The following is a 22,085-nucleotide window of genomic DNA, read 5'->3' as shown; positions in this document are numbered from 1 at the left end:
CTCCTTGAAAGAAGTGGCTTTTCTATAATTGAGTTAAAGTCAAATTAAAAAACAGTTGCCGCAAGCTGAATTCTTGCGTATTTATTAGATGGATTCCACATCGCCATCATGGATACAGGAAGACTGTAATGATCAGTAATCTTCACTACTTTTCCAGCTTTTACCCCTACATTTACGATGTCAAAGCTGTTTTTGCCATTGCCATATAAAAATGTTTTGTCATTGAGTGCAAATCCGGCTCCTACAAATGCGTCCAGATTGACTTTTTCTCCTTTAATGACAGGATAGCTTGCCTGTACGTAGGTAGAATATCTGTTCTTTTTGTAACTTCCATCAGCTTCCAGGATAACTTCTCCTGCGTTAGCTCCACCATACAGCATAATGTCTGCTTCAATATTGATCGGGAATGAAGGTCCGAAAGTATAGTTGGTTCTTAAATCAATGATATGGGCTGTTCTTCTCTGTGAATAGCTGAAGATATCGTCAGCAGCCACTACAGTATTAATGTTTCGGGAGTTGTAAAGATCCCATAATCCAATATAAAAACGTCCGTTAGAATATTGAACATAATAGTTGATTTCCTTATAATGAGTATTGTCCTTATCATCCGCTAATGCAGATGCCCCCCAAATTCCTACCTTCCATTTCTTCTCCGCATCTAAGGCATAAGAAAGATTTCCCATTACAACAGGTTTATCTGTAATAATAAGCCCTCTCCATAAGTGGTTGTTCTGAATGTTGGCTGTAAAATCAAGCCTTCCTTCTTTGGTTTCCTTTTCCTGTGAAAATAATCTTCCTGTGCCTATCGCAAGAAGGAAGATTCCCTTTAAGACTTTTTTCATCATTTGTTTTTACTTTAAAAATCCATATAATGCTGCTGCAATAATAGCTCCTGTGACAGGACCTACTACAGGAATCCAGGCATATGACCAATCACTGCTTCCTTTTACAGGCAAGATAGCGTGCATTATTCTAGGAGCAAGGTCTCTTGCAGGGTTAATGGCATATCCTGTAGTTCCTCCAAGTGATAAACCTATTACCCATACAAGAAAGGTAACGGGAATAGCACCTACGGTACCTAATCCCACTTTGGCTGTTGGATCTGCCTGTAAGGAAATACTAGGGTCAGAAAAATGAAAAATAACGAATACCAGAACGAAGGTTCCGATGATCTCACTGATCAGATTAGAAGATGTTTTTCTGATGGCTGGACTTGTACTGAAACAAGCTAATTTGGCGCCTTCATCTTCCGTAATTGCAAAATGATCTTTGTTGAAAAGCCATACCAGAAAAGCGCCCAGCATCCCTCCGATCATTTGGGCTGCGATATAAGAAGGAACCAGATCCCAGGAAAATTTACCTGCGGCTGCAAGGCCAATGGTTACGGCCGGGTTCAGGTGAGCCCCACTTATTGGGCCGGCAACGGTTACTCCTACGAAAACGGCGAGTGCCCATGCGGTAGTAATAACGATCCATCCGGAATTATTTCCTTTCGTATCTTTTAAGACAACATTGGCTACAACACCGTTGCCTAGCAATATAAGAAGCATCGTCCCGATAACTTCTGCAATAAATGGGGTCATATAAGTTTTTTTATAAGTGAATTAATCTTCTATCCAGCTCTGAGCACGTGATACAGCTCTTTTCCATGAATGTGCCATCTTATCAACATGTTCTCTTTCCAACTGAGGATGGAAATCCTTGTCTACAATCCACTGGGACTGAATTTCTTCAACATCTTTCCAGTATCCTACAGCAAGTCCGGCAAGGTAAGCGGCACCCAGTGCTGTTGTTTCAAGGGTTTTAGGTCTTGTAATTTTAAAACCAAAAAGATCAGACTGTATCTGCATCAGAAGATTACTTGCTGATGCTCCGCCATCTACTCTTAGTTCAAGGCTGGCTCTTCCGGAATCTGCTTCCATTGCTTTTACAATATCATACACCTGGAATGCTATCCCTTCCAAAGTTGCTCTTGCGATATGTGCGTCTGTCGTACCACGGGTAATTCCTACAATAGTTCCACGGGCATATTGATCCCAATAAGGTGCTCCAAGGCCAGTTAATGCAGGTACAAAATATACTCCGCCATTATCTGGTACAGAAGCAGCCAGTTCATTCACCTGGTCAGAAGAATGAATGATTTTAAGACCGTCTCTCAGCCATTGAATAGCTGCACCTCCTACAAATACACTTCCTTCTAATGCATAGTTTACTTCTCCATTAATTTTCCATGCTACGGTTGTAAGCAGATTATTTTTAGAAGAAACAGCTTCTGTCCCTGTATTCATTAATAAGAAACATCCTGTTCCATACGTGTTTTTTACCATTCCTGGAGTAGTACACATTTGCCCGAATAAAGCGGCTTGTTGATCACCTGCAATTCCGGCAATCGGGATTTTGGTAGAGAATAGAGTGGTAGCGGTTTCGCCATATACCTCACTGCTTTGTTTCACTTCAGGAAGAATAGCTTTTGGAATGTCAAATAATTCTAATAAATCATGATCCCACTCTAAAGTATGAATATTCAGAAGCATGGTTCTGCTGGCATTGGAAACATCTGTGATAAACATTTTTCCACGGGTAAGTTTCCATACAAGCCATGTGTCAACAGTTCCGAAACATAATTTTCCTTCTTCCGCCTTTTGTCTTGCTCCTTCTACATTGTCAAGAATCCACTTTAGCTTGGTAGCGGAAAAGTAAGCATCCAGAACAAGTCCTGTTTTTTCTTTGATCGTTGATGCATGTCCCTGATCTTTAAGTTCGTCACAATATTTTGAGGTTCTGCGGTCCTGCCATACAATGGCGTTATAGATAGGTTCACCGGTTTCTTTGTCCCACACGATTGTGGTTTCACGTTGATTTGTAATCCCGATAGCAGCAACTTCCAGTCCGGAGATTCCTGCTTTCGCTATAATTTCTGCTGCTACGGAGATTTGTGATGACCAGATTTCATTAGGATCATGCTCTACCCATCCTGGAGTAGGGAATATCTGTTCGAAATCTTTTTGCGATACATATTTGATTTCTCCGCTGTGATTGAAGAGAATCGCTCTGGAGGAAGTTGTTCCCTGGTCTAGAGCGAGAATTAGTTTTTCATTCATGTATATAGTGCTAATTTAGGTTGATAACTTTAGGTGAATAAGGAGTCAATAAATATCCTCTTGCTAATTCAATGAATTCATTTTCCTGCTGCTGAGCCCATTCTTCAGAATATCCTTTCTCTTCAGCGATGATTCTTGCTACGTGATGAGCGCTGTCTATAGCAGCTCTCGCATCCAGGAATAGTAAGCGGACTCTTCTGGCCAGAATATCTTCAATAGTTTCTGCCATTTCAGTTCTTACAGCCCATACAACTTCCGTTACAGTGAAAGGGTGATCCGGATGGATTTTTTGAGCATAACGGGGATTGCTTTCCTGCAATGCTTTTATAGATGGGATATCAGATCCGTAAACGTACAGGTGATTGGTTCTGTCTACCTGTTCCGGTTTTACATTTCCATGAATGGAAAGGTGCTCTGTTTTAGATGGGCTGTTTCCCAACCTGTGAACTTTCATGGCTTCATCTACTGTATCTTCTGCCATTTTACGGTAGGTCGTCCATTTTCCTCCGATAATAGAAACTAATCCGGTCTCTGAAGTAATTACTTTATGGCTTCGGGAAACCTCTTTTGTACTTTTGCTTCCGTCTTTAGGAGCGGCAAGTGGACGAAGGCCTGCGAAAACTGATTTTACATCTTCACGAGTCGGTTTTTTTGATAGATATTGTCTAGCTGTATTTAAAACAAAACTGATTTCTTCTTCCAAAGCACGAGGCTCAAAACTTTCATCCTTTAAAAGAGTATCTGTAGTTCCCACTAAAGCTCTGTCATGCCATGGAACGACAAATAAAACCCTGCCGTCTGAAGTTTTCGGAATCATGATGGCATCATCACTTTTAAGGAAAGATTTATCTAATACAAGGTGAATTCCCTGGCTGGGTACAACTAACTTACCATGCTTAGGATTATTCATATTAAGAATGTCATTTGTAAATACGCCGGTAGCGTTGATGACTACTTTACCGTGAATCTGATATTGCTGCTTAGAAAGCTGATCTTCTGCAACCACACCTATTACTTTATCAGAATTATCTTTCAACAGGTTAACTACTTTCACATAATTAACAGCACTTCCACCTTTTTCAATAATCGTTTGGGTAAGGTTGATTGCAAGTCTGGCATCGTCAAATTGTCCGTCCTGGTAAACAACACCGCTCATTAAGTGGTTTTGTTCAATAGTGGGAAGCTTTTCAACGGTTTTTGATTTGCTGATGTATCTTGTTTTACCTAAACTTAGTTTTCCGGCAAGAAAATCATAAACGGAAAGTCCTATCTTATAATAAATTCCTCCCCACCATGTATAGTTTGGAATAATGAAAGACTGATTTTTTACGATATGTGCTGCATTTTTTGCTAAGAGTCCTCTTTCCTTTAATGCTTCTTTTACCAATCCGACATCTCCCTGGGCAAGATATCTAACTCCGCCGTGCACCAATTTGGTACTTCTGCTGGATGTTGCTTTTGCAAAGTCATGAGATTCAAGCAATAATGTTTTGAATCCTCTGCTTACCGCGTCTAATGCTGAACCTAAACCACTGGCTCCTCCTCCTATGACAATAAAGTCCCATTCTTTTACATTGGTTAACTTACTGAGTTCTTCGTTTCGTTTCATAAATGTTTCGTTTATGTTTCGTTTTCAAATATATAAATTAAAAATGAAAGCAAAAAGAAAATAAATGAAATTTTAAGATGTGAAAAAAAAACGGTATTTTTGATGAAACGAATAAAATGGAAAAGCTATTACCAAGGCAGGATGAAATACTGAAAGAGCTTGAGGAAAAAGGACATGTGCTTGTTCAGGATCTGTGTGAGAAGCTCAGTGTTTCTTCGGTTACGATCCGAAAGGATCTGAACTATCTCGAAAGTCTGGGGCTTCTTTTCAGGAACCACGGAGGAGCGAGTAAGCAGGTAAGATATGCCTATGAGAAAAATGTAGGGGAGAAAGAAAGTATCAATGTGGAGGCGAAGCAGGCTATTGCAAAAGCAGCTTTATCATTAATCCAGGAGAACGACTGTATTATATTGGCATCCGGAACAACAATGCATTATCTGGCAAGGATGCTGGTGAACTTTGGGTCTCTTACGGTATTGACGTCTTCTTTGAGGGTGGCCATTGAACTTTGCAATAATCCTAATATTAATATTATACAGCTTGGTGGAGAGGTACGAAAAAGCTCTACTTCTATTGTAGGATCTATTTCCGAAGGAATTCTTAAACAGTTTTCATGCAATAAACTTTTTTTGGGTGTTGATGGTATTGATCCGGAATTTGGAATCAGTACCTCCAATGCAGCAGAAGCTCATTTGAATCAGATTATGATGGAATGTGCTGATCAGACTGTTATTCTTGCTGATTCCTCAAAATTGAACAAGAAAGGGTTTGGTAAGATTGCAGCGTTGGATCAGGTGGATTACCTGATTACGGATAACGGTATTTCCGCTGAAGACAGGGCTGAATTGGAGGAGATGGGAGTGTGTGTGTTAGCTCAATAATATCTTCTTCTTAATTTCTTTTTTTAAATCAAAATAAATCTTTGAGAAATTTGTTCTGAATTTTTTCAAAATCATCTAATCGATTAAAAATCAAAATATTTTACTCAAAATATTTGTCAGTTATAAAATTATTCATAAATTTGCACACTCATTTTAGGAGCGTAGTATGCCTATATCAAAAGTAGAAATTACTTCAGACTTCCGAAAAATGGGAAAAAATAAAGGATAAATTTTATTATAATATAAACAATGTCAGGTATTATTGGTAAAAAAATCGGTATGACGTCTTTGTTTAACGAAGAAGGAAAAAACATTCCTTGTACAGTTATTCAAGCTGGTCCATGCTCGGTTTTACAGGTCAGAACCTTAGAAAAAGACGGTTACAAAGCTGTTCAGTTAGGTTTCGATGACAAGAGTGAGAAGAACGTTGGTAAAGCGTTAGCTGGCCATTTTAAAAAGGCTGGTTCTGCTCCTAAAGCTAAATTAGTTGAATTCTACAGAGAATTCGTTGATGAAGTAAAAGTAGGAGAAGAAGTAAAAGTTGATCTATTCACAGAAGGTGAGTATGTTGACGTAACAGGAACTTCAAAAGGTAAAGGCTTCCAGGGTGTTGTTAAAAGACACGGATTTGGAGGTGTAATGCAGGCAACTCATGGTCAGCACAACAGACTTAGAGCTCCAGGTTCTATCGGTGCTGGTTCAGACCCTTCAAGAGTATTCAAAGGGATGAGAATGGCTGGAAGAATGGGAGGTGAGCAGGTAACTGTTCAAAACCTTCAAGTGTTAAAAGTTGATCAAGAACAAAATCTTTTAGTAGTAAAAGGTGCTGTTCCGGGAGCTAAAAATTCTTATGTAATTATCAGAAAATGGAACTAGTAGTATTAAATACATCAGGAAAAGAGACCGGAAGAAAAGTAACTCTAGACGAATCAGTATTCGGAATTGAGCCAAATCAGCACGCGGTTTACTTAGAAGTTAAACAGTACCTTGCTGCACAAAGACAAGGAACTCATAAAGCAAAAGAAAGAAGCGAAATTACTGCTTCTACTAAAAAGCTTAAGAAGCAAAAAGGATCTGGATCTGCTAGATATGGTGATATTAAATCTCCAACTTTCAGAGGTGGAGGTAGAGTATTCGGACCAAAACCAAGAGACTACAGATTCAAATTAAACAAAGCTCTTAAGAGATTAGCTAAGAAATCTGTTTTATCTCAGAAAATGAGAGACAACAGCATCAGAGTTTTAGAAGATATGAGCTTAAATGCTCCTAAGACTAAGGATTTCATTACTTTATTAGATGCATTAGCATTGAACGGTAAAAAATCTTTATTCATTCTTCCTGAAGCGAACAAGAATGTGTATTTATCTTCAAGAAACTTACCTAAAACTAAAGTAATGAACTTCAACGAAGTTAGCTCTTACGACTTAGTAAATGCAGGTGAAGTTGTATTCTTTGAAGGTGCAGTTGAAAAATTCCAGGAAAATTTAAAGAAATAAGTCATGTCTATTATTATTAAACCAGTTATCTCAGAAAAGGCTAATTACCTTACAGATTTAAGAGGTTCTTATTCTTTCTTAGTTGAACCTAAGGCGAATAAAATCCAGATTAAAAAAGCTGTTGAAGCAGCTTACGGTGTAAAAGTAGCAGACGTTAACACAATGATTTATGCTCCGAAGGTTTCTTCAAAGTACACTAAAAAAGGTCTTCAAGTAGGAAAGACAAACAAATTGAAAAAAGCGGTAATCAAACTTGCTGAAGGTGAGGTTATCGATATTTTTGCTGTAAATTAATTATTAATTATAAATAATAGTAATGTCTGTTAGAAAATTAAAACCTATCACCCCGGGACAGAGATTCAGAATTGTAAACAATTTTGAGGAAATTACTACCAACAAACCAGAGAAATCTCTAACAGTTGGTATTAAAAAGTCAGGTGGACGTAACCAAACAGGTAAAATGACCATGCGTTACACCGGAGGTGGACACAAAAAGAAATACAGAATTATTGACTTCAAAAGAAACAAAGCAAACGTTGAAGCAACTGTAAAATCTGTAGAATACGATCCAAACAGAACTGCATTTATCGCTTTATTAGAGTACGCAGACGGAGAGAAGAGATATATCATCGCTCCAAACGGTATCAAAGTTGATCAGAAAGTAATTTCTGGTGAAAGCGTAGAACCAAATGTAGGTAACGCAATGAAGTTGAAAAACATTCCATTAGGTACTGTAATTTCTTGTGTTGAAATGAAGCCTGGTCAAGGTGCTATTTTAGCAAGAAGTGCTGGTTCTTCAGCTCAATTGACTTCTAGAGATGGTAAATATGCGATCATCAAATTGCCTTCAGGAGAATCAAGAATGATCCTTACTGAATGTTATGCAATGATTGGATCAGTTTCCAACTCAGATCACCAATTAACTGTATCAGGTAAAGCTGGTAGAAGCAGATGGTTAGGTAGAAGACCAAGAACAAGAGCGGTTGTAATGAACCCAGTAGATCACCCAATGGGTGGTGGTGAAGGGCGTTCTTCAGGAGGTCACCCAAGATCTAGAAACGGTAAACCAGCTAAAGGTTACAAAACTAGAAAGAAAAACAAAGTGTCTAACCGTTACATCGTATCTAAAAGAAAATAATTATGGCAAGATCACTTAAGAAAGGACCGTTCATTCATCATACTTTAGATAAGAAGGTTCAGGCAAATATAGAGTCTGGTAAGAAGACAGTTATCAAAACTTGGTCTAGAGCATCGATGATCTCTCCGGACTTCGTAGGACAAACTATTGCTGTACACAATGGGAAATCTTTTATCCCAGTTTACGTTACAGAAAACATGGTTGGTCACAAGTTAGGCGAATTTTCTCCAACAAGATCTTTCAGAGGTCATGGTGGTAACAAAAACAAAGGAAGCAGATAATCATGGGATCAAGAAAACAAGATAGTTCAATCGCAAGAAAAGAAGCTAACAAAGACGTTGTAAAAGCTTCATTAAATAATTGCCCGTCTTCTCCAAGAAAAATGAGATTAGTTGCTGATATCATTAGAGGAGAGCAGGTAGACAAAGCACTTTATATCTTAAAATATTCTAAGAAGGATGCTTCTAACAAGTTAGAAAAATTACTTCTTTCTGCTATGGCTAACTGGCAAGTGAAAAACGAAGGTGCTGACATTGAGGAAGCAAACCTTATCGTTAAAGAAATATTTGTGGATAGTGCAAGACAATTGAAGAGACTAAGACCAGCTCCGCAAGGTAGAGGGTATAGAATCAGAAAAAGATCTAACCACGTTACATTAATCTTAGGTAACAAAGAAAATTAATCAAGGTATGGGACAGAAGACAAATCCAATTGGTAATAGATTAGGTATCATCAGAGGATGGGATTCTAACTGGTTTGGTGGAAACGATTATGGAGACAGAATCGCTGAAGACTACAAAATCAGAAGATACCTTGAAGCTAGATTATCTAAAGGTGGTATTTCAAAAATCTATATTGAAAGAACACTTAAATTAGTAACAGTTACAATCACTACTGCTAGACCAGGACTTATCATCGGTAAAGGAGGTCAGGAAGTTGATAAATTGAAAGAAGAATTGAAGAAACTTACAGGTAAGGATATTCAAATCAACATCTTCGAAATCAAAAGACCTGAATTAGATGCGGTATTAGTTGCTGATAGTATTTCTAAGCAAATTGAAAACAGAATTTCTTACAGAAGAGCTGTTAAAATGGCAATGGCAAGTACTATGAGAATGGGTGCTGAAGGTATCAAAGTTCAAATCTCTGGTAGATTGAACGGAGCTGAAATGGCAAGATCAGAATCTTTCAAAGAAGGAAGAATTCCATTGTCAACTTTCAGAGCTGATATTGATTACCACTGGGCAGAAGCTCACACTACTTACGGTAGACTAGGTGTAAAAGTTTGGATTATGAAAGGTGAAGTTTACGGTAAAAGAGAACTTTCTCCATTAGTAGGACAACAGAAAAAAGGAGGTCAGTCAGACAGAGGAAACAGAGGAGGAGACAGAGACAACAGAAGACCTAGAAAAAACAACAACAATAACAATAATAATTAAAATTTTAGATTAGAAATTTTGAATTTTAAATTACCGTTACTTTTTTAAAATTAAAAAAAATCTAAAATCTAAAATCTAAAATCTAAAATTTAGAAATTATGTTACAACCAAAAAGAACCAAATTCCGTAGAGTTCACAAGATGAAGATGAAGGGGAATGCCCAAAGAGGTAGTCAACTTGCTTACGGAACTTTTGGGATCAAAGCAACGGAAGGTGCTTGGATCACTGCAAGACAGATTGAAGCAGCTCGTATCGCTGCGACAAGATATATGAAGAGAGAAGGTCAACTATGGATCAAAATCTTCCCAGATAAGCCAATTACTAAAAAACCAGCGGAAGTACGTATGGGTAAAGGTAAAGGTGCTGTTGAATACTGGGTAGCTGTAGTAAAACCAGGTAAGATTATGTTCGAAATCGGAGGTGTACCTTACGATATCGCTAAGGAAGCTTTAAGACTTGCTGCACAAAAATTACCAGTAGTTACTAAATTCATCGTTGCTAACGATTTTGTTAAACCTCTATAATCTTTGAATACAATGAAAAATGCTGATATTAAAAATTTAAGCGCGGGTGATATTCAAGCTCAATTAACTGAAGCAAAGGCTCAATATTCTAAATTGAAATTAGCTCATGCAATCAGTCCAATTGAAAACCCGATTCAAATCAGAGATTTGAGAAAGACAATCGCAAGACTAAACACTGAGTTAACTAACAAACAATAATTTCATTTTACAATGGATAGAAATTTAAGAAAAGAAAGAATCGGAGTGGTTTCCAGCAATAAAATGGAAAAAACTATTGTTGTTAGTGAAACTACAAGAGTAAAGCACCCGATGTACGGTAAATTCGTTTTGAAAACGAAAAAATATACTGCACACGACGAGAACAACGAATGCACAGAAGGTGATACAGTTTTGATCCAAGAAACTAGACCTTTGAGCAAGAGCAAGAGATGGAGATTAGTAAGAATCATTGAAAAAGCTAAGTAATAATGTTACAAACAGAATCAAGATTAAAAGTTGCTGATAACACAGGTGCTAAAGAAGTACTAGTTATTAGAGTTCTGGGAGGAACCAGAAGAAGATATGCTTCAGTTGGTGATAAAATCGTTGTTACTATCAAGGATTCTACACCATCAGGAAACGCTAAAAAAGGTCAGGTATCTAAAGCTGTAGTAGTAAGAACTAAAAAAGCAGTAAGAAGAAAAGATGGTTCATACATCAAATTCGACGACAATGCTTGTGTATTACTAAACGCAGCAGGAGAAATGAGAGGAACGCGTGTTTTCGGACCAGTTGCTCGTGAGTTGAGAGACAAAGAATATATGAAAATCATTTCATTAGCTCCTGAAGTACTTTAATTTTAAAAATTTTTAAAAGAAATGTCAAAGTTAAAAATAAAAAGAGGAGATAACGTAATCATTACTACTGGTAAGAAAGATATCAAAGGTAAGACTGGTGAAGTTATTGAAGTGATTAAGAAAGAAGGTAGAGACCCAAGAGTAATCGTTGCTGGACTTAACATCATCAAAAAACACGTTAAGCCTTCAGCTTCTAATCCTCAAGGAGGAATTACTGAAAAGGAAGCTTCTATTCATATCTCAAACGTAGCTTTAGTTGGTAAAGACGGAAAAGCTATCAAAATCGGTTACAAAATCGAAGGAGATAAGAAAGTAAGAATTAACAAAAAAACGGGTGAAACTTTATAATTTGAATTAACATGGAATTTATAGCAAGACCCAAAAAAATATACAAAGAGACAATTGTTCCTGCAATGATGGAAGAATTCGGGTACAAGTCAATCATGCAAGTACCTAGATTAGAGAAAATCGTTGTATCACAAGGTTTAGGAGATGCTACTGCAGATAAGAAAATTATTGATTATGCTGTAGAAGAATTGACAAACATCACAGGTCAGAAAGCAGTAGGTACGATCTCTAAGAAAGACGAAGCTGCATTCAAACTTAGAAAAGGAATGCCTGTAGGTGCAAAAGTAACCTTGAGAGCTCAGAGAATGTATGAGTTCTTAGACAGACTTACTTCTTCTGCTTTACCACGTATCAGAGATTTCTCTGGTATCAAAGCAGATGGTTTCGATGGTAGAGGTAACTACAACTTAGGTATTACTGAGCAAATTATCTTCCCTGAAATCGTAATTGACAAAGTGAAAAAAATCCAAGGGATGGACATCACTTTCGTTACTACTGCGAAAACAGATAAAGAAGCTAAAGCATTATTAACTCACTTCGGTTTACCATTTAAAAAGAACTAAGAAATGGCTAAAGAATCAATGAAAGCGCGTGAGCGCAAAAGAGAAGCACTAGTTGCTAAATACGCTGCTAAAAGACAAGCTCTTAAAGAAGCTGGTGATTACGAAGGACTTCAAAAATTGCCTAAAAATGCTTCTCCTGTAAGATTACACAACAGATGTAAACTAACAGGTAGACCAAGAGGATACATGAGAACGTTCGGTATTTCCAGAGTAACTTTCAGAGAAATGGCAAACAACGGTCTTATCCCAGGTGTAAGAAAAGCTAGTTGGTAATAATTACTAATTAAAAATCGGGACAATTAAGTTGTCAAGATACTAGAGAATAAAAATATCAGACCGAAGATTTCTGACGTCTGATATTTTAATCTTCAAGTCTTTTCAATACTGATTGTTCTTTAACCAATAATTTATAAAAGAAAAATGGTAACAGATCCAATTTCAGATTTCCTAACAAGAGTAAGGAACGCACAAAGCGCAGGCCACAAAGTGGTGGAAATTCCTGCATCGAAAATCAAAAAGGAGATTACTAAGATCCTATTTGATCAAGGGTATATCTTAAACTTCAAGTTTGAAGATAACGCTGTTCAAGGAGTGATCAAAATCGCTTTAAAGTACGATAAGCAAACCAACAAACCAGCTATCAAGTCTATCCAAAGAGCTTCTAGACCAGGTTTGAGACAGTACAAAGGTTCTACTGAACTTCCAAGAGTACTAAACGGTTTGGGTATTTCTATCATCTCTACTTCTAAAGGAGTAATGACTGACAAGAAAGCTAGAGAAGAGAAAGTAGGCGGTGAAGTAATCTGCTATGTTTATTAATTTTTAATCAGAGGAAAATGTCAAGAATTGGTAAAGCAATTATAACAATTCCAGCTGGAGTTACAATCACTGAAAACAACGGTGTAGTAACTGTAAAAGGAGCAAAAGGAGAACTTTCTCAGGAGCTTACAGCAGGAATTACTTTAGAACAAAAAGATGGTGAGCTTAATGTAAACAGACCATCTGATTCTAAGCAACACAAAGCACTTCACGGTTTATACAGAGCGTTAATCGCTAACATGATCGTAGGTGTATCAGAAGGTTTCGAAAAGAAACTAGAACTAGTAGGGGTAGGATACAGAGCTTCTCACGCAGGTCAAAAACTTGAGTTAGCTTTAGGATTCTCTCACGGTATCGTATTAGAACTTCCAAGTGAAGTAAAAGTTGATACATTGACTGAAAAAGGTAAAAACCCAATTATTACTTTAACGTCTCACGACAAGCAACTTCTAGGAATGGTTACTGCAAAGATCCGTTCTTTCAGAAAGCCTGAGCCATACAAAGGAAAAGGTGTGAAATTCGTAGGAGAAATTGTTAGACGTAAAGCTGGTAAATCTGCTTAATAAATTATAAGTATTATGGCATTAAGTAAATTAGAAAAAAGAATAAGAATCAAAAGAAGAGTAAGAGGGAAAATCTCTGGATCTTCTGAATTGCCAAGATTATCTGTATATAAAAGTAATAAGGAAATTTACGCTCAGTTAATCGACGATAAAAATGGTAAAACTTTAGCATCAGCTTCTTCTAGAGAAAAAGGTGTAGACGCTAAAGGTACTAAGACTGAAGTTTCTGCTGCTGTTGGTAAAGCTATCGCTGCTAAAGCTATCGCTGCAGGAATCGAAAGTATTGTATTTGACAGAAACGGATTCGTATACCACGGTAGAGTAAAAGCTCTAGCTGATGGTGCAAGAGAAGGTGGACTTAAATTCTAATCATTAAATTTCGGAAAATATGTTAGGACTAGATAATATAGAAAGAGTAAAACCGGGAGGATTAGAATTAAAAGATCGTCTCGTAGCTGTTAACAGAGTAACAAAAGTAACAAAAGGAGGTAGAGCTTTCGGATTTTCTGCTATTGTTGTAGTAGGTAACGAAGAAGGTGTTATCGGTTTCGGTTTAGGAAAATCTAAAGAGGTTGCTTCTGCAATTGCTAAAGCAGTTGAAGATGCTAAGAAAAACCTTGTGAAAGTTCCTGTAATGAACCACACTATCCCTCACCAAACTACTGCTAGATACGGTGGTGCAGATATCTTCTTAAGACCTGCTTCTCACGGTACAGGACTTATCGCCGGAGGTGCGGTAAGAGCGGTATTGGAATCTGCTGGTATTCACGATATCCTTTCAAAATCTAAAGGATCTTCTAACCCTCACAACGTAGTAAAAGCTACTTTCAAAGCGTTATTAGACATCAGAAGACCTGAAGAAATCGCTAGAATGAGAGGAGTTTCTCTAAGTAAAGTGTTTAACGGTTAATATATAAAACAATGGCAACAATTAAAGTAAAGCAAGTAAGAAGCGCTATTGGTAGAACAAAAACCCAAAAGAGAACGCTTGAAGCATTAGGATTAAAAAAACTTCACCAAGTTGTAGAACATGAAGCTACTCCTTCCATCTTAGGAATGATCGCTGCTGTAGGACACTTACTTGAAGTTCAAAAATAATTTTATAAAAGAGAAATTAAAATGAATTTAAATAACATACAACCTGCTGCAGGATCTACTTTCAACTCAAAGAGAATTGGTAGAGGTCAGGGTAGCGGAAAAGGAGGTACTTCAACAAAAGGACACAAAGGTCAGAAAGCTAGAGCTGGTTATTCTCAAAAAATCGGTTTCGAAGGTGGACAGATGCCTTTACAAAGAAGATTACCTAAATTCGGATTCAAAAACGTAAACAGAAAAGAGTTTAGAGGAGTTAACCTTGATACTATTCAAACTTTAATCGAGAACAAATCCATCACTGGAGATATCACGAAAGAAGTTTTAGTAGAAAACGGGATAGTTTCTAAAAACGAATTAGTGAAAATTATGGGTAGAGGAGAATTGAAATCTGCGGTTTCAATCTCTGCTGACAAATTCACTAAATCTGCTGAAGAGCTTATTGCTAAAGCAGGTGGAAAAGCAATTACCTTATAATACTTACTAATGAAAGAATTTATACAAACACTTAAAAATATATGGAGCCTAAAGGAATTAAGAGATAAAATTCTCTTTACGTTAGGTATTATCCTTGTGTATAGATTCGCATCTTATATCTCACTTCCTGCAATTAACCTTGCAGAGGTGGGAGATCTCTTAGAGCATTATAAAAATCAAGGCGGTAACAAGCAAGGAGCAGGTCTCCTTGGCTTGCTTTCGTCGTTTACGGGGGGAGCTTTCAGCCACGCTTCCGTAATGGCGTTGGGTATCATGCCTTATATTTCTGCTTCTATTATTGTTCAGTTGATGGGAATGGCTATTCCTTATCTTCAGAAGCTTCAGAAAGATGGAGAGTCAGGTAGAAATACATTGAACCAAATTACAAGATGGTTAACGATTGGAGTTTGTCTGGTACAGGCACCTTCTTACTTAACTTCTATTACTCAATTATTCTTACCGTATGCTCAGTTCCAGTCTGCATACTTTGTAGAGCCAAATTCTATCATGTTCTGGTTGCCAAGTATTGTTATCTTGGTTGCTGGTTCAGTATTCGCAATGTGGTTAGGTGAAAAAATCACCGACAAAGGTATCGGAAACGGTATCTCTATCCTTATTATGGTGGGGATCCTTTCAAGATTACCAGAAGCATTCGTACAGGAAATGGCCGTGCAGAATGGAAAAGGAGGAATGGGATCTATCATGATCCTTATTGAAGTATTATTCTGGATGGTGGTTGTTCTTTTAGCAGTGATCTTATCAGTTGCTGTCAGAAAAATCCCAATTCAGTATGTAAGCAGAGCTCAAGCAAGAGGAGGTGTAAACAGAAATCTTATGCAGGGAGCAAGACAATGGATTCCATTGAAAGTAAATGCTGCTGGTGTAATGCCGATTATCTTTGCTCAGGCATTGATGTTCGTACCAGGATTATTAACAAAATTCGATGAGTCTAATACTTTTCTTGCAGGTTTCAAGAATGTTTTTAGCTGGCAGTACAATGTATTGTTTGCACTATTAATTATTATCTTCTCGTTTTTCTATACTGCAATTACAATTCCGGTAAACCAAATGGCTGATGATTTGAAGAGAAATGGAGGTTTAGTACCGAAAGTAAGACCAGGAAAAGAGACCGCTGATTATTTAGATGATATTTTATCAAAAATTACCTTGCCAGGTGCAATATTTTTGTCTATCTTTGCAATCCTTCCGGCAATTGTGCATGGAACCTTTGTTCAGACAGATGCGTTTGCCCTATTTTTCGGGGGAACGTCACTATTAATTATGGTGGGTGTAATTTTAGATACAGTTCAACAGATTAATACATATCTGCTGAACCATCATTATGATGGCTTAATGCAGTCTAAATTATCAAGAACGACTGGATATTAATTTATGGCAAAACAAAAACATATTGAACAAGACGGCGTTATAACGGAAGCACTTTCGAACGCTCAGTTCCGTGTAGAACTAGAAAATGGGCATATTCTTATCGCTCATATTTCTGGTAAAATGAGAATGCATTATATTAAACTTTTACCTGGTGATAAGGTAAAACTAGAAATGTCTCCTTATGATTTATCAAAAGGGAGAATCACATTTAGATATTAAACAAACGCCAAATGGAATCTACGGATCTCCATTTGGCTCTTGTTAAAAAATAAATACGATCAAAATGAAAGTAAGAGCATCAATTAAAAAAAGAAGCGCTGATTGCAAAATCGTACGCAGAAAAGGTGTACTATTCGTAATCAACAAGAAGAACCCAAAATTTAAACAAAGACAAGGTTAATTAAATTATGGCGAGAATTGCAGGTATTGATTTACCAAAAAACAAAAGAGGAGTTATCGGTTTAACTTACATCTACGGAGTTGGAAGAAGTACTTCTTCTGAAATCCTTAAAGCTGCCGGTATCAGCGAAGACAAAAAAGTCAACGAATGGAATGACGATGAATTGGCTGCCATCAGAACTTATATCTTAGACAACGTAAAAGTTGAAGGAGAATTAAGATCTGAAGTGCAATTGAACATCAAGAGATTGATGGACATAGGATGCCAACGAGGAATACGTCACAGACTTGGATTACCTTTAAGAGGCCAGAGAACGAAAAACAACTCTAGAACCAGAAAAGGAAAGAGAAAAACTGTTGCTAACAAGAAAAAAGCTAGTAAATAATCGTTAGGAATTATGGCAAAACAAACTAAAGTAGTTAAGAAGAGAAAAGTAAAAGTTGAAGCTATTGGTGAAGCACATATTCAGGCTTCTTTCAATAACATCATCATTTCTTTAACAAATAAAAACGGAGAGGTTATCTCTTGGGCTTCTGCCGGTAAAATGGGATTCAGAGGTTCTAAAAAGAATACTCCATTTGCTGCTCAGATGGCAGCTGAAAATTGCTCTGCTGTAGCTCACGAAGCTGGTTTAAGAAGAGTAAAGGTGTTTGTGAAAGGTCCAGGTGCAGGTAGAGAATCTGCTATCAGATCTATCCACAATTCAGGAATTGAAGTTAGCGAAATCGTTGATGTGACTCCAATGCCACACAACGGATGTAGACCACCAAAAAGAAGAAGAGTTTAATTTTTAGAATTTACCCATTATGGCAAGATATATTGGACCTAAAACTAAGATTGCTAGAAAGTTTGGTGCTGCAATCTACGGAGATGATAAAAACTTCGAAAAGAGAAAAAACCAACCGCCAGGACAACACGGTCCTAACAAAAGAAGAGGTGCTAAAAAATCAGAATATGCAGTTCAGTTAGCTGAAAAACAAAAAGCTAAATATACTTACGGTATTTTAGAAAGACAGTTTGCTAACTTATTTGAAAAAGCACACAGAAGCAAAGGAGTAACAGGGGAAGTTCTATTACAACTTTGTGAATCAAGATTGGATAACGTAGTTTACAGATTAGGTTTTGCTAAAACTAGATCTGGAGCTAGACAATTAGTTTCTCACAGACACATCACTGTGAACGGAGAGATTCTTAATATCCCTTCTTACTTGGTAAAAGCTGGTGATGTAATCGCTGTAAGAGAAAAGTCTAAGTCTCTTGATGTTGTTACCAATGCATTGGCTTCTAAGTCAAACTATGAGTGGTTACAATTCAACGATGAGAAGAAAGAAGGTACCTTCATTTCGGCTCCTGAAAGAATCCAAATTCCGGAGGACATTAAGGAGAACCTTATCGTCGAACTTTACTCTAAATAATTTTTTAATCAAATTTTTGCTCAACCCAATAATATGGCAATTTTACAATTCATAAAACCCGATAAAGTAATTTTACTTAACTCTGATGAATTTAAAGGTCAATTTGAATTCAGACCTTTAGAACCAGGTTTCGGGCTTACAATCGGTAATGCTTTGAGAAGAGTGTTGCTTTCTTCTCTGGAAGGATACGCTATTTCATCTATCAAAATAGAAGGTGTAGAGCACGAATTTTCAACTATTCCAGGAGTAATCGAAGACGTTACCGAAATTATTCTTAACCTTAAGCAGGTAAGATTAAAAGCTGCAGCAGAAGGCCAGGCTAACGAGCAGGTTGTTGCTAAAGTTTCAGGTCAAACGGTTATTACTGCTGGTGATTTAGGAAAGTCTATCAACGGATTTGAGGTTTTAAACCCAGATTTAGTGATTTGCAACCTAAACAGTGATGTAACTTTCGAAATTACTTTCAATATTGAAAAGGAAGAGGGTATGTTCCTTCTGAACAAAATAAGTCAAACAATGCTCCTGTAGGAACTATTGCTATCGACTCTATTTTCACGCCGATCAAGAAAGTACAATACAGCATTGAAAATTATCGTGTAGAGCAAAAAACAGACTACGAAAAACTTGTATTAGATATAGAAACTGACGGCTCTATCAGCCCTCAGAATGCTTTAACTGAAGCTTCGAAGATATTAATTTATCACTTCATGCTATTCTCTGATGAGAGAATCACGCTTGAAACTGAAGCTGTAAAAGCATCTATCCAATACGATGAAGAAACTCTTCACACAAGACAACTTCTTAAGTCTAAATTAGCAGATATGGATCTTTCAGTAAGAGCCCTTAACTGTCTTAAAGCAGCTGAAGTAGAAACTCTTGGAGAACTGGTTTCTTACAGTAAGTCTGATTTGATGAAATTCAGAAATTTTGGTAAAAAATCTTTGACAGAACTAGAAGAATTAGTGCATTCAAAAGGTCTTAACTTCGGTTTCGACGTTGCAAAATATAAGTTAGACGCTGATAAATAATTAATAATGAGACACGGTAAAAAATTCAATCACTTAGGAAGAACAGCTTCTCACAGAAGTGCTTTACTTTCTAATATGGCTTGTTCTCTAATTGAGCATAAAAGAATCAACACTACTGTAGCTAAAGCTAAAGCTTTAAGAGTATATGTTGAGCCTCTATTAACAAAAGCAAAAGAAGATACTACACACAACAGAAGAGTAGTATTCTCTTACCTTCAAAATAAATTTGCGGTTGCTGAATTATTCAGAACTGTAGCTCCTAAAATCGCTGAAAGAAACGGTGGTTATACAAGAATCATTAAGACAGGTTTCAGACCAGGTGATGCTGCTGATATGGCTCTTATCGAATTGGTAGATTTCAACGAGCTTTACAACCCTAATGCTGAAGAGAAAAAAGCTACAAGAAGAAGCAGAAGATCTACGCCAGCTAAAGCAGCAGTTGTTGCTGATGCTCCAGTAGTAGAAGAGAAAGTAGAAGAAGCTAAAGCTGATACTACTGAAGAAAAAACTGAAGAATAATAATATTCATTCAGATATTAAATAAAAACCATCCGTATTTCGGATGGTTTTTTTATTTCGTTAACGTTTAATTAATATATTTAGAATAACTTTGAGGGTTTAAAAAAATCTTGATCATGATCATCTTAAAGATAAGTTAGGAAAAACAATTTCCGGGGAGAGCATTAGCTTTATAGAGACTCCCAATAAAGAGGGAATTATTGTTCCGGAATACATTATCATTCATTTTACTGCAGGACGGGGAGCTGAAAATTCGATAAACTGGTTTAAGGATCCTACAGCAAAAGCTTCAGCACATATTATAATAGATAGTGATGGCAGGATTACCCAAATGGTGGAATTCAATAAAAAAGCCTGGCATGCGGGAAGAAGCCGATGGGCAGACCGCTCAGGATTTAATGACTTTTCTATCGGGATTGAACTTGAAAATCCGGGCCGACTTACCAAAGTAAATGAAAGATTTTATGCATGGTTTGAAAAAGAGTATTCAAAAGATGTAGTCGTAACCGCCAAGCATAAGCATGAAAATGAAACCTCTTATTGGCATAGCTTTACAGAAAAGCAACTTGAAACATGTTTTCAGGTTTGCAAACTTTTGATGGAAACTTACAATATCAAAAATATTCTGGGTCATGATGATATTGCTCCTTTCAGAAAAAATGATCCGGGACCTGCATTTCCTATGGAGAATTTCAGAGCGAAATTATTAGGGAGAGAAGACGATACTGCAGATATGTATAAAGTGAATGCTGAATATGCCAATGTAAGAAATGGTGCAGGAACAGAATTCGAAGTTGTTGTAGAGCTTAAAAAAGATACCCAGGTTGAATTTATTCAAAGTAAACTGGGGTGGTTCTATGTATATGTCTTGTTTAAGCCAGGAAAAGATGGTGAGCCAATATATGGATGGATCAATAGTGATTTGCTGAAAAAGATTTAATAATCTGTAAAAATAAAATGTCCCAGTAGGTTTTGGGACATTTTTTATTTTAAATCTTTGTTCTTTTCAGCTCGATAATATTATTACCCTGTTCAAGGTGAAGACTGTCTCCTTTTACTCTTGCGGTCATATCATCTTTCTTGTAAATTGTTTCATCACCTTTGGTTTCTGTCTTTGGCAATGTGAATGTTTTCTTATTGCTGGTAATGGCTACTGTACTTTCTTTGGGATCGTTTTTGAAGATCACTTTTACTAACGTTCCGTCTGTAGCTTTATAAACAAAATCTGTCTTTTCAGTTTTCTTCCCGTTGATATCTACTGTTGAAGAACTTTGTGTCACCGAATCTATTTTCCCGTTGTTGTCTGTCACTACAGTTGTTGAGCTGTCTGTTTTGATAACGCTTTTGTTTCCGCTTTCACTTTTTTTACAGCTCACAGCTGTTAATGTAAGTACAGCACCAAGTGCTAAAAGACCTTTTTTCATGATTATATTATTTGATATTTATTATGATTTTTATTCTTTAATTTTTACAAAAATCATGCCTGACAAGATGAGAAATTTCTGTCAATATTGAAATATAATTCTCTTCTTTTTCCGTTAAATTAAAACCCAATCAGTAGCTGTTCCTTAAAATGAATTTTTCTGTATATAAAGCTGATTTTTAAAATGAAATTTTGTCATTTATTTATCGTTTGTTTTATTATGATATTATTAATTTAAATTAATGTAGGTTTTGGAACGAAAAATTGATTAAATTTAATAGAATTAAAAAAACTAAACCATAACTATAAACTCCATTGTCAATATTACACAAAGGTGTAATTGATTTCAATTTGTTTTCTGTTGAAATTTGCTATAAACAAACAAAGTCATGAGTATTTCCATCGCCATAGTAGAGGATGAAAAAAACTACAACAATGCGTTGAAGAAAGTCATCAATTATCAACAGGATATGAAGGTAATTGCTCAATTCTTTGATGGAAATGATGCCATGAAAAACCTTCCTGATATTTCTCCGGATGTAGTGATGATGGATATCCAGCTGCAAGATATGCTGGGAATAGAAATCATAGAAAAACTACGAAAAGAAATGCCCCATACACAATTTATCATGTGTACCAGCTTCGATGATGATGAGAAAATCTTTAATTCTTTAAAAGCTGGTGCCATGGGATATCTCGTTAAAGGAGAAAGCATGGATAAAATTCTTTCTTCCATCCGGGATGTATACAGTGGTGGAGCTCCTATGAGTTTTTCAATTGCACGCAGAGTTCTCAAGCATTTCGAAAGAAATCTTACGGAAATAAAAGGTTTCGATGAACTCACAGAACGTGAAAAAGAAATTCTTGAGCTTCTTTCTGAAGGACTTCTTTATAAAGAAATAGCGGATAAAAAATGTATCAGTATTGATACGGTTAAAAAACATGTTGGCAATATCTACAGAAAACTCCACGTAAACAATAAAGTGGAGGCTATCAATAAGTTTAACAATTTTAAAAACTAAGAA

At 36.6% G+C, this 22,085-nt stretch carries 35 protein-coding genes and 1 pseudogene; 31 read left to right on the top strand and 5 right to left on the bottom strand.

Going from position 1 to position 22,085, the window contains the following annotated elements; all coding sequences use genetic code 11:
- Window positions 1–44 precede the first annotated feature (44 nt).
- From BOQ62_RS07445 to BOQ62_RS07430, 4 genes are read right to left on the bottom strand one after another with little or no spacing between them, the layout of a single operon-like run.
- Window positions 45–845, bottom strand: a complete 801-nt coding sequence (locus BOQ62_RS07445) for a hypothetical protein (protein ID WP_129038331.1) — start codon at window positions 843–845, stop codon at window positions 45–47.
- Between the two features lie 6 nt (window positions 846–851).
- Window positions 852–1,583 carry an MIP/aquaporin family protein gene (locus BOQ62_RS07440; RefSeq protein WP_129038329.1) on the bottom strand — a complete coding sequence of 244 codons (732 nt, stop codon included), beginning with the start codon at window positions 1,581–1,583 and terminating at the stop codon, window positions 852–854.
- A gap of 21 nt (window positions 1,584–1,604) precedes the next feature.
- A complete protein-coding gene (gene glpK, locus BOQ62_RS07435) occupies window positions 1,605–3,101 on the bottom strand; it encodes a glycerol kinase GlpK (RefSeq protein WP_129038327.1) in 1,497 nt (498 codons plus the stop codon).
- A gap of 10 nt (window positions 3,102–3,111) precedes the next feature.
- Window positions 3,112–4,710, bottom strand: a complete 1,599-nt coding sequence (locus BOQ62_RS07430; protein WP_129038325.1) for a glycerol-3-phosphate dehydrogenase/oxidase — start codon at window positions 4,708–4,710, stop codon at window positions 3,112–3,114.
- Window positions 4,711–4,826: 116 nt separating this feature from the next.
- Between BOQ62_RS07430 and BOQ62_RS07425 the strand changes: the two genes are divergently transcribed.
- The 30 genes and pseudogenes from BOQ62_RS07425 to BOQ62_RS07280 all read left to right on the top strand — a co-directional run bounded on the left by BOQ62_RS07425 (window position 4,827) and on the right by BOQ62_RS07280 (window position 20,577).
- Window positions 4,827–5,591, top strand: coding sequence for a DeoR/GlpR family DNA-binding transcription regulator (locus tag BOQ62_RS07425; protein WP_129038323.1), 765 nt, complete (start codon window positions 4,827–4,829; stop codon window positions 5,589–5,591).
- A 249-nt stretch (window positions 5,592–5,840) separates the two neighbouring features.
- Window positions 5,841–6,467 carry a 50S ribosomal protein L3 gene (rplC, locus tag BOQ62_RS07420; protein ID WP_027371722.1) on the top strand — a complete coding sequence of 209 codons (627 nt, stop codon included), beginning with the start codon at window positions 5,841–5,843 and terminating at the stop codon, window positions 6,465–6,467.
- Window positions 6,458–7,087: a 50S ribosomal protein L4 gene (rplD, locus tag BOQ62_RS07415; RefSeq protein ID WP_129038321.1), complete on the top strand. Its 630-nt coding sequence runs from the start codon at window positions 6,458–6,460 to the stop codon at window positions 7,085–7,087. Before rplC ends, rplD begins: the two co-directional genes overlap by 10 nt.
- Before the next feature lie 3 nt (window positions 7,088–7,090).
- Entirely contained in the window at window positions 7,091–7,381 is a 291-nt protein-coding gene (gene rplW / locus BOQ62_RS07410; protein WP_047380577.1) for a 50S ribosomal protein L23, read from the top strand.
- Between the two features lie 22 nt (window positions 7,382–7,403).
- Window positions 7,404–8,225 (top strand): 50S ribosomal protein L2, encoded by an 822-nt coding sequence (gene rplB / locus BOQ62_RS07405; RefSeq protein ID WP_047422407.1) that lies wholly within the window; start codon window positions 7,404–7,406, stop codon window positions 8,223–8,225.
- Between the two features lie 2 nt (window positions 8,226–8,227).
- The gene (rpsS, locus tag BOQ62_RS07400; protein WP_002983209.1) at window positions 8,228–8,506 is read left to right on the top strand and encodes a 30S ribosomal protein S19; all 279 of its coding nucleotides are present in this window, start codon (window positions 8,228–8,230) and stop codon (window positions 8,504–8,506) included.
- Window positions 8,507–8,508: 2 nt separating this feature from the next.
- The gene (rplV, locus tag BOQ62_RS07395; RefSeq protein ID WP_002983214.1) at window positions 8,509–8,907 is read left to right on the top strand and encodes a 50S ribosomal protein L22; all 399 of its coding nucleotides are present in this window, start codon (window positions 8,509–8,511) and stop codon (window positions 8,905–8,907) included.
- Window positions 8,908–8,914: 7 nt separating this feature from the next.
- On the top strand, window positions 8,915–9,664 hold the full coding sequence (gene rpsC, locus BOQ62_RS07390) for a 30S ribosomal protein S3 (RefSeq protein ID WP_034694675.1): 750 nt from the start codon (window positions 8,915–8,917) through the stop codon (window positions 9,662–9,664).
- A gap of 98 nt (window positions 9,665–9,762) precedes the next feature.
- A complete protein-coding gene (gene rplP, locus BOQ62_RS07385) occupies window positions 9,763–10,188 on the top strand; it encodes a 50S ribosomal protein L16 (protein ID WP_029297776.1) in 426 nt (141 codons plus the stop codon).
- Between the two features lie 12 nt (window positions 10,189–10,200).
- Window positions 10,201–10,386: a 50S ribosomal protein L29 gene (gene rpmC, locus BOQ62_RS07380; RefSeq protein ID WP_034694678.1), complete on the top strand. Its 186-nt coding sequence runs from the start codon at window positions 10,201–10,203 to the stop codon at window positions 10,384–10,386.
- A 12-nt stretch (window positions 10,387–10,398) separates the two neighbouring features.
- Window positions 10,399–10,653: a 30S ribosomal protein S17 gene (gene rpsQ, locus BOQ62_RS07375; protein ID WP_027371715.1), complete on the top strand. Its 255-nt coding sequence runs from the start codon at window positions 10,399–10,401 to the stop codon at window positions 10,651–10,653.
- Between the two features lie 2 nt (window positions 10,654–10,655).
- A complete protein-coding gene (gene rplN / locus BOQ62_RS07370) occupies window positions 10,656–11,024 on the top strand; it encodes a 50S ribosomal protein L14 (protein WP_002983226.1) in 369 nt (122 codons plus the stop codon).
- Window positions 11,025–11,045: 21 nt separating this feature from the next.
- Window positions 11,046–11,372 carry a 50S ribosomal protein L24 gene (gene rplX, locus BOQ62_RS07365; RefSeq protein ID WP_034694681.1) on the top strand — a complete coding sequence of 109 codons (327 nt, stop codon included), beginning with the start codon at window positions 11,046–11,048 and terminating at the stop codon, window positions 11,370–11,372.
- Between the two features lie 11 nt (window positions 11,373–11,383).
- A complete protein-coding gene (rplE, locus tag BOQ62_RS07360; protein WP_105702144.1) occupies window positions 11,384–11,935 on the top strand; it encodes a 50S ribosomal protein L5 in 552 nt (183 codons plus the stop codon).
- Between the two features lie 3 nt (window positions 11,936–11,938).
- Window positions 11,939–12,208 carry a 30S ribosomal protein S14 gene (gene rpsN, locus BOQ62_RS07355; RefSeq protein WP_002983233.1) on the top strand — a complete coding sequence of 90 codons (270 nt, stop codon included), beginning with the start codon at window positions 11,939–11,941 and terminating at the stop codon, window positions 12,206–12,208.
- 147 nt (window positions 12,209–12,355) lie between these two features.
- Window positions 12,356–12,754, top strand: a complete 399-nt coding sequence (rpsH, locus tag BOQ62_RS07350; RefSeq protein ID WP_047376575.1) for a 30S ribosomal protein S8 — start codon at window positions 12,356–12,358, stop codon at window positions 12,752–12,754.
- Window positions 12,755–12,771: 17 nt separating this feature from the next.
- On the top strand, window positions 12,772–13,317 hold the full coding sequence (gene rplF / locus BOQ62_RS07345) for a 50S ribosomal protein L6 (protein WP_129038319.1): 546 nt from the start codon (window positions 12,772–12,774) through the stop codon (window positions 13,315–13,317).
- Between the two features lie 15 nt (window positions 13,318–13,332).
- Window positions 13,333–13,686: a 50S ribosomal protein L18 gene (gene rplR / locus BOQ62_RS07340; protein ID WP_034694689.1), complete on the top strand. Its 354-nt coding sequence runs from the start codon at window positions 13,333–13,335 to the stop codon at window positions 13,684–13,686.
- A 19-nt stretch (window positions 13,687–13,705) separates the two neighbouring features.
- Entirely contained in the window at window positions 13,706–14,227 is a 522-nt protein-coding gene (gene rpsE, locus BOQ62_RS07335) for a 30S ribosomal protein S5 (RefSeq protein WP_042721505.1), read from the top strand.
- Between the two features lie 11 nt (window positions 14,228–14,238).
- A complete protein-coding gene (rpmD, locus tag BOQ62_RS07330) occupies window positions 14,239–14,415 on the top strand; it encodes a 50S ribosomal protein L30 (RefSeq protein WP_027371710.1) in 177 nt (58 codons plus the stop codon).
- A gap of 21 nt (window positions 14,416–14,436) precedes the next feature.
- Entirely contained in the window at window positions 14,437–14,886 is a 450-nt protein-coding gene (rplO, locus tag BOQ62_RS07325; protein WP_089692683.1) for a 50S ribosomal protein L15, read from the top strand.
- Window positions 14,887–14,895: 9 nt separating this feature from the next.
- Window positions 14,896–16,275 carry a preprotein translocase subunit SecY gene (gene secY / locus BOQ62_RS07320; RefSeq protein WP_089692682.1) on the top strand — a complete coding sequence of 460 codons (1,380 nt, stop codon included), beginning with the start codon at window positions 14,896–14,898 and terminating at the stop codon, window positions 16,273–16,275.
- A 3-nt stretch (window positions 16,276–16,278) separates the two neighbouring features.
- Entirely contained in the window at window positions 16,279–16,494 is a 216-nt protein-coding gene (gene infA, locus BOQ62_RS07315; protein WP_027381317.1) for a translation initiation factor IF-1, read from the top strand.
- A 64-nt stretch (window positions 16,495–16,558) separates the two neighbouring features.
- Window positions 16,559–16,675, top strand: a complete 117-nt coding sequence (gene rpmJ / locus BOQ62_RS07310; protein ID WP_007839480.1) for a 50S ribosomal protein L36 — start codon at window positions 16,559–16,561, stop codon at window positions 16,673–16,675.
- Between the two features lie 7 nt (window positions 16,676–16,682).
- Window positions 16,683–17,060, top strand: coding sequence for a 30S ribosomal protein S13 (gene rpsM, locus BOQ62_RS07305; RefSeq protein WP_068940272.1), 378 nt, complete (start codon window positions 16,683–16,685; stop codon window positions 17,058–17,060).
- A gap of 12 nt (window positions 17,061–17,072) precedes the next feature.
- On the top strand, window positions 17,073–17,462 hold the full coding sequence (gene rpsK, locus BOQ62_RS07300) for a 30S ribosomal protein S11 (RefSeq protein WP_034694697.1): 390 nt from the start codon (window positions 17,073–17,075) through the stop codon (window positions 17,460–17,462).
- 19 nt (window positions 17,463–17,481) lie between these two features.
- Complete coding sequence (rpsD, locus tag BOQ62_RS07295; RefSeq protein WP_105702142.1) at window positions 17,482–18,090, top strand: 30S ribosomal protein S4; 609 nt, start codon at window positions 17,482–17,484, stop codon at window positions 18,088–18,090.
- A gap of 33 nt (window positions 18,091–18,123) precedes the next feature.
- A pseudogene (locus BOQ62_RS07290) lies at window positions 18,124–19,118 on the top strand (DNA-directed RNA polymerase subunit alpha).
- A gap of 6 nt (window positions 19,119–19,124) precedes the next feature.
- On the top strand, window positions 19,125–19,637 hold the full coding sequence (rplQ, locus tag BOQ62_RS07285; protein WP_105702140.1) for a 50S ribosomal protein L17: 513 nt from the start codon (window positions 19,125–19,127) through the stop codon (window positions 19,635–19,637).
- A 148-nt stretch (window positions 19,638–19,785) separates the two neighbouring features.
- A complete protein-coding gene (locus tag BOQ62_RS07280) occupies window positions 19,786–20,577 on the top strand; it encodes an N-acetylmuramoyl-L-alanine amidase (protein WP_129038317.1) in 792 nt (263 codons plus the stop codon).
- Between the two features lie 49 nt (window positions 20,578–20,626).
- Here BOQ62_RS07280 and BOQ62_RS07275 read toward each other — a convergent pair whose 3' ends face one another.
- The gene (locus BOQ62_RS07275; protein ID WP_129038315.1) at window positions 20,627–21,061 is read right to left on the bottom strand and encodes a hypothetical protein; all 435 of its coding nucleotides are present in this window, start codon (window positions 21,059–21,061) and stop codon (window positions 20,627–20,629) included.
- 388 nt (window positions 21,062–21,449) lie between these two features.
- Here BOQ62_RS07275 and BOQ62_RS07270 point away from each other — a divergent pair, with 388 nt between their 5' ends.
- Window positions 21,450–22,082 carry a response regulator gene (locus BOQ62_RS07270; RefSeq protein ID WP_129038313.1) on the top strand — a complete coding sequence of 211 codons (633 nt, stop codon included), beginning with the start codon at window positions 21,450–21,452 and terminating at the stop codon, window positions 22,080–22,082.
- The last annotated feature ends 3 nt before the right edge of the window (window positions 22,083–22,085 follow it).

The organism is Chryseobacterium sp. CH21 (assembly GCF_004119445.1).
Lineage (GTDB): Bacteria > Bacteroidota > Bacteroidia > Flavobacteriales > Weeksellaceae > Chryseobacterium.
This window is presented reverse-complemented; position numbering and strand designations above follow the sequence as displayed.

Coding starts and splice junctions, on each gene's coding strand:
- BOQ62_RS07275 (WP_129038315.1), bottom strand. CDS start 21,061: ATGAAAAAAGGTCTTTTAGCACTTGGTGCTGTACTTACATTAACAGCT.
- rpsC (WP_034694675.1), top strand. CDS start 8,915: ATGGGACAGAAGACAAATCCAATTGGTAATAGATTAGGTATCATCAGA.
- secY (WP_089692682.1), top strand. CDS start 14,896: ATGAAAGAATTTATACAAACACTTAAAAATATATGGAGCCTAAAGGAA.
- rpmD (WP_027371710.1), top strand. CDS start 14,239: ATGGCAACAATTAAAGTAAAGCAAGTAAGAAGCGCTATTGGTAGAACA.
- rpsQ (WP_027371715.1), top strand. CDS start 10,399: ATGGATAGAAATTTAAGAAAAGAAAGAATCGGAGTGGTTTCCAGCAAT.
- infA (WP_027381317.1), top strand. CDS start 16,279: ATGGCAAAACAAAAACATATTGAACAAGACGGCGTTATAACGGAAGCA.
- BOQ62_RS07270 (WP_129038313.1), top strand. CDS start 21,450: ATGAGTATTTCCATCGCCATAGTAGAGGATGAAAAAAACTACAACAAT.
- BOQ62_RS07425 (WP_129038323.1), top strand. CDS start 4,827: ATGGAAAAGCTATTACCAAGGCAGGATGAAATACTGAAAGAGCTTGAG.
- rpsS (WP_002983209.1), top strand. CDS start 8,228: ATGGCAAGATCACTTAAGAAAGGACCGTTCATTCATCATACTTTAGAT.
- rplF (WP_129038319.1), top strand. CDS start 12,772: ATGTCAAGAATTGGTAAAGCAATTATAACAATTCCAGCTGGAGTTACA.
- rpsH (WP_047376575.1), top strand. CDS start 12,356: ATGGTAACAGATCCAATTTCAGATTTCCTAACAAGAGTAAGGAACGCA.
- rpsD (WP_105702142.1), top strand. CDS start 17,482: ATGGCAAGATATATTGGACCTAAAACTAAGATTGCTAGAAAGTTTGGT.
- BOQ62_RS07445 (WP_129038331.1), bottom strand. CDS start 845: ATGATGAAAAAAGTCTTAAAGGGAATCTTCCTTCTTGCGATAGGCACA.
- rplN (WP_002983226.1), top strand. CDS start 10,656: ATGTTACAAACAGAATCAAGATTAAAAGTTGCTGATAACACAGGTGCT.
- rplX (WP_034694681.1), top strand. CDS start 11,046: ATGTCAAAGTTAAAAATAAAAAGAGGAGATAACGTAATCATTACTACT.
- rplB (WP_047422407.1), top strand. CDS start 7,404: ATGTCTGTTAGAAAATTAAAACCTATCACCCCGGGACAGAGATTCAGA.
- rplD (WP_129038321.1), top strand. CDS start 6,458: ATGGAACTAGTAGTATTAAATACATCAGGAAAAGAGACCGGAAGAAAA.
- rplP (WP_029297776.1), top strand. CDS start 9,763: ATGTTACAACCAAAAAGAACCAAATTCCGTAGAGTTCACAAGATGAAG.
- rpsE (WP_042721505.1), top strand. CDS start 13,706: ATGTTAGGACTAGATAATATAGAAAGAGTAAAACCGGGAGGATTAGAA.
- BOQ62_RS07440 (WP_129038329.1), bottom strand. CDS start 1,583: ATGACCCCATTTATTGCAGAAGTTATCGGGACGATGCTTCTTATATTG.
- BOQ62_RS07430 (WP_129038325.1), bottom strand. CDS start 4,710: ATGAAACGAAACGAAGAACTCAGTAAGTTAACCAATGTAAAAGAATGG.
- rplE (WP_105702144.1), top strand. CDS start 11,384: ATGGAATTTATAGCAAGACCCAAAAAAATATACAAAGAGACAATTGTT.
- rplV (WP_002983214.1), top strand. CDS start 8,509: ATGGGATCAAGAAAACAAGATAGTTCAATCGCAAGAAAAGAAGCTAAC.
- rplC (WP_027371722.1), top strand. CDS start 5,841: ATGTCAGGTATTATTGGTAAAAAAATCGGTATGACGTCTTTGTTTAAC.
- glpK (WP_129038327.1), bottom strand. CDS start 3,101: ATGAATGAAAAACTAATTCTCGCTCTAGACCAGGGAACAACTTCCTCC.
- rpsM (WP_068940272.1), top strand. CDS start 16,683: ATGGCGAGAATTGCAGGTATTGATTTACCAAAAAACAAAAGAGGAGTT.
- rpsK (WP_034694697.1), top strand. CDS start 17,073: ATGGCAAAACAAACTAAAGTAGTTAAGAAGAGAAAAGTAAAAGTTGAA.
- rpsN (WP_002983233.1), top strand. CDS start 11,939: ATGGCTAAAGAATCAATGAAAGCGCGTGAGCGCAAAAGAGAAGCACTA.
- rpmC (WP_034694678.1), top strand. CDS start 10,201: ATGAAAAATGCTGATATTAAAAATTTAAGCGCGGGTGATATTCAAGCT.
- rplR (WP_034694689.1), top strand. CDS start 13,333: ATGGCATTAAGTAAATTAGAAAAAAGAATAAGAATCAAAAGAAGAGTA.
- rplW (WP_047380577.1), top strand. CDS start 7,091: ATGTCTATTATTATTAAACCAGTTATCTCAGAAAAGGCTAATTACCTT.
- rpmJ (WP_007839480.1), top strand. CDS start 16,559: ATGAAAGTAAGAGCATCAATTAAAAAAAGAAGCGCTGATTGCAAAATC.
- rplQ (WP_105702140.1), top strand. CDS start 19,125: ATGAGACACGGTAAAAAATTCAATCACTTAGGAAGAACAGCTTCTCAC.
- rplO (WP_089692683.1), top strand. CDS start 14,437: ATGAATTTAAATAACATACAACCTGCTGCAGGATCTACTTTCAACTCA.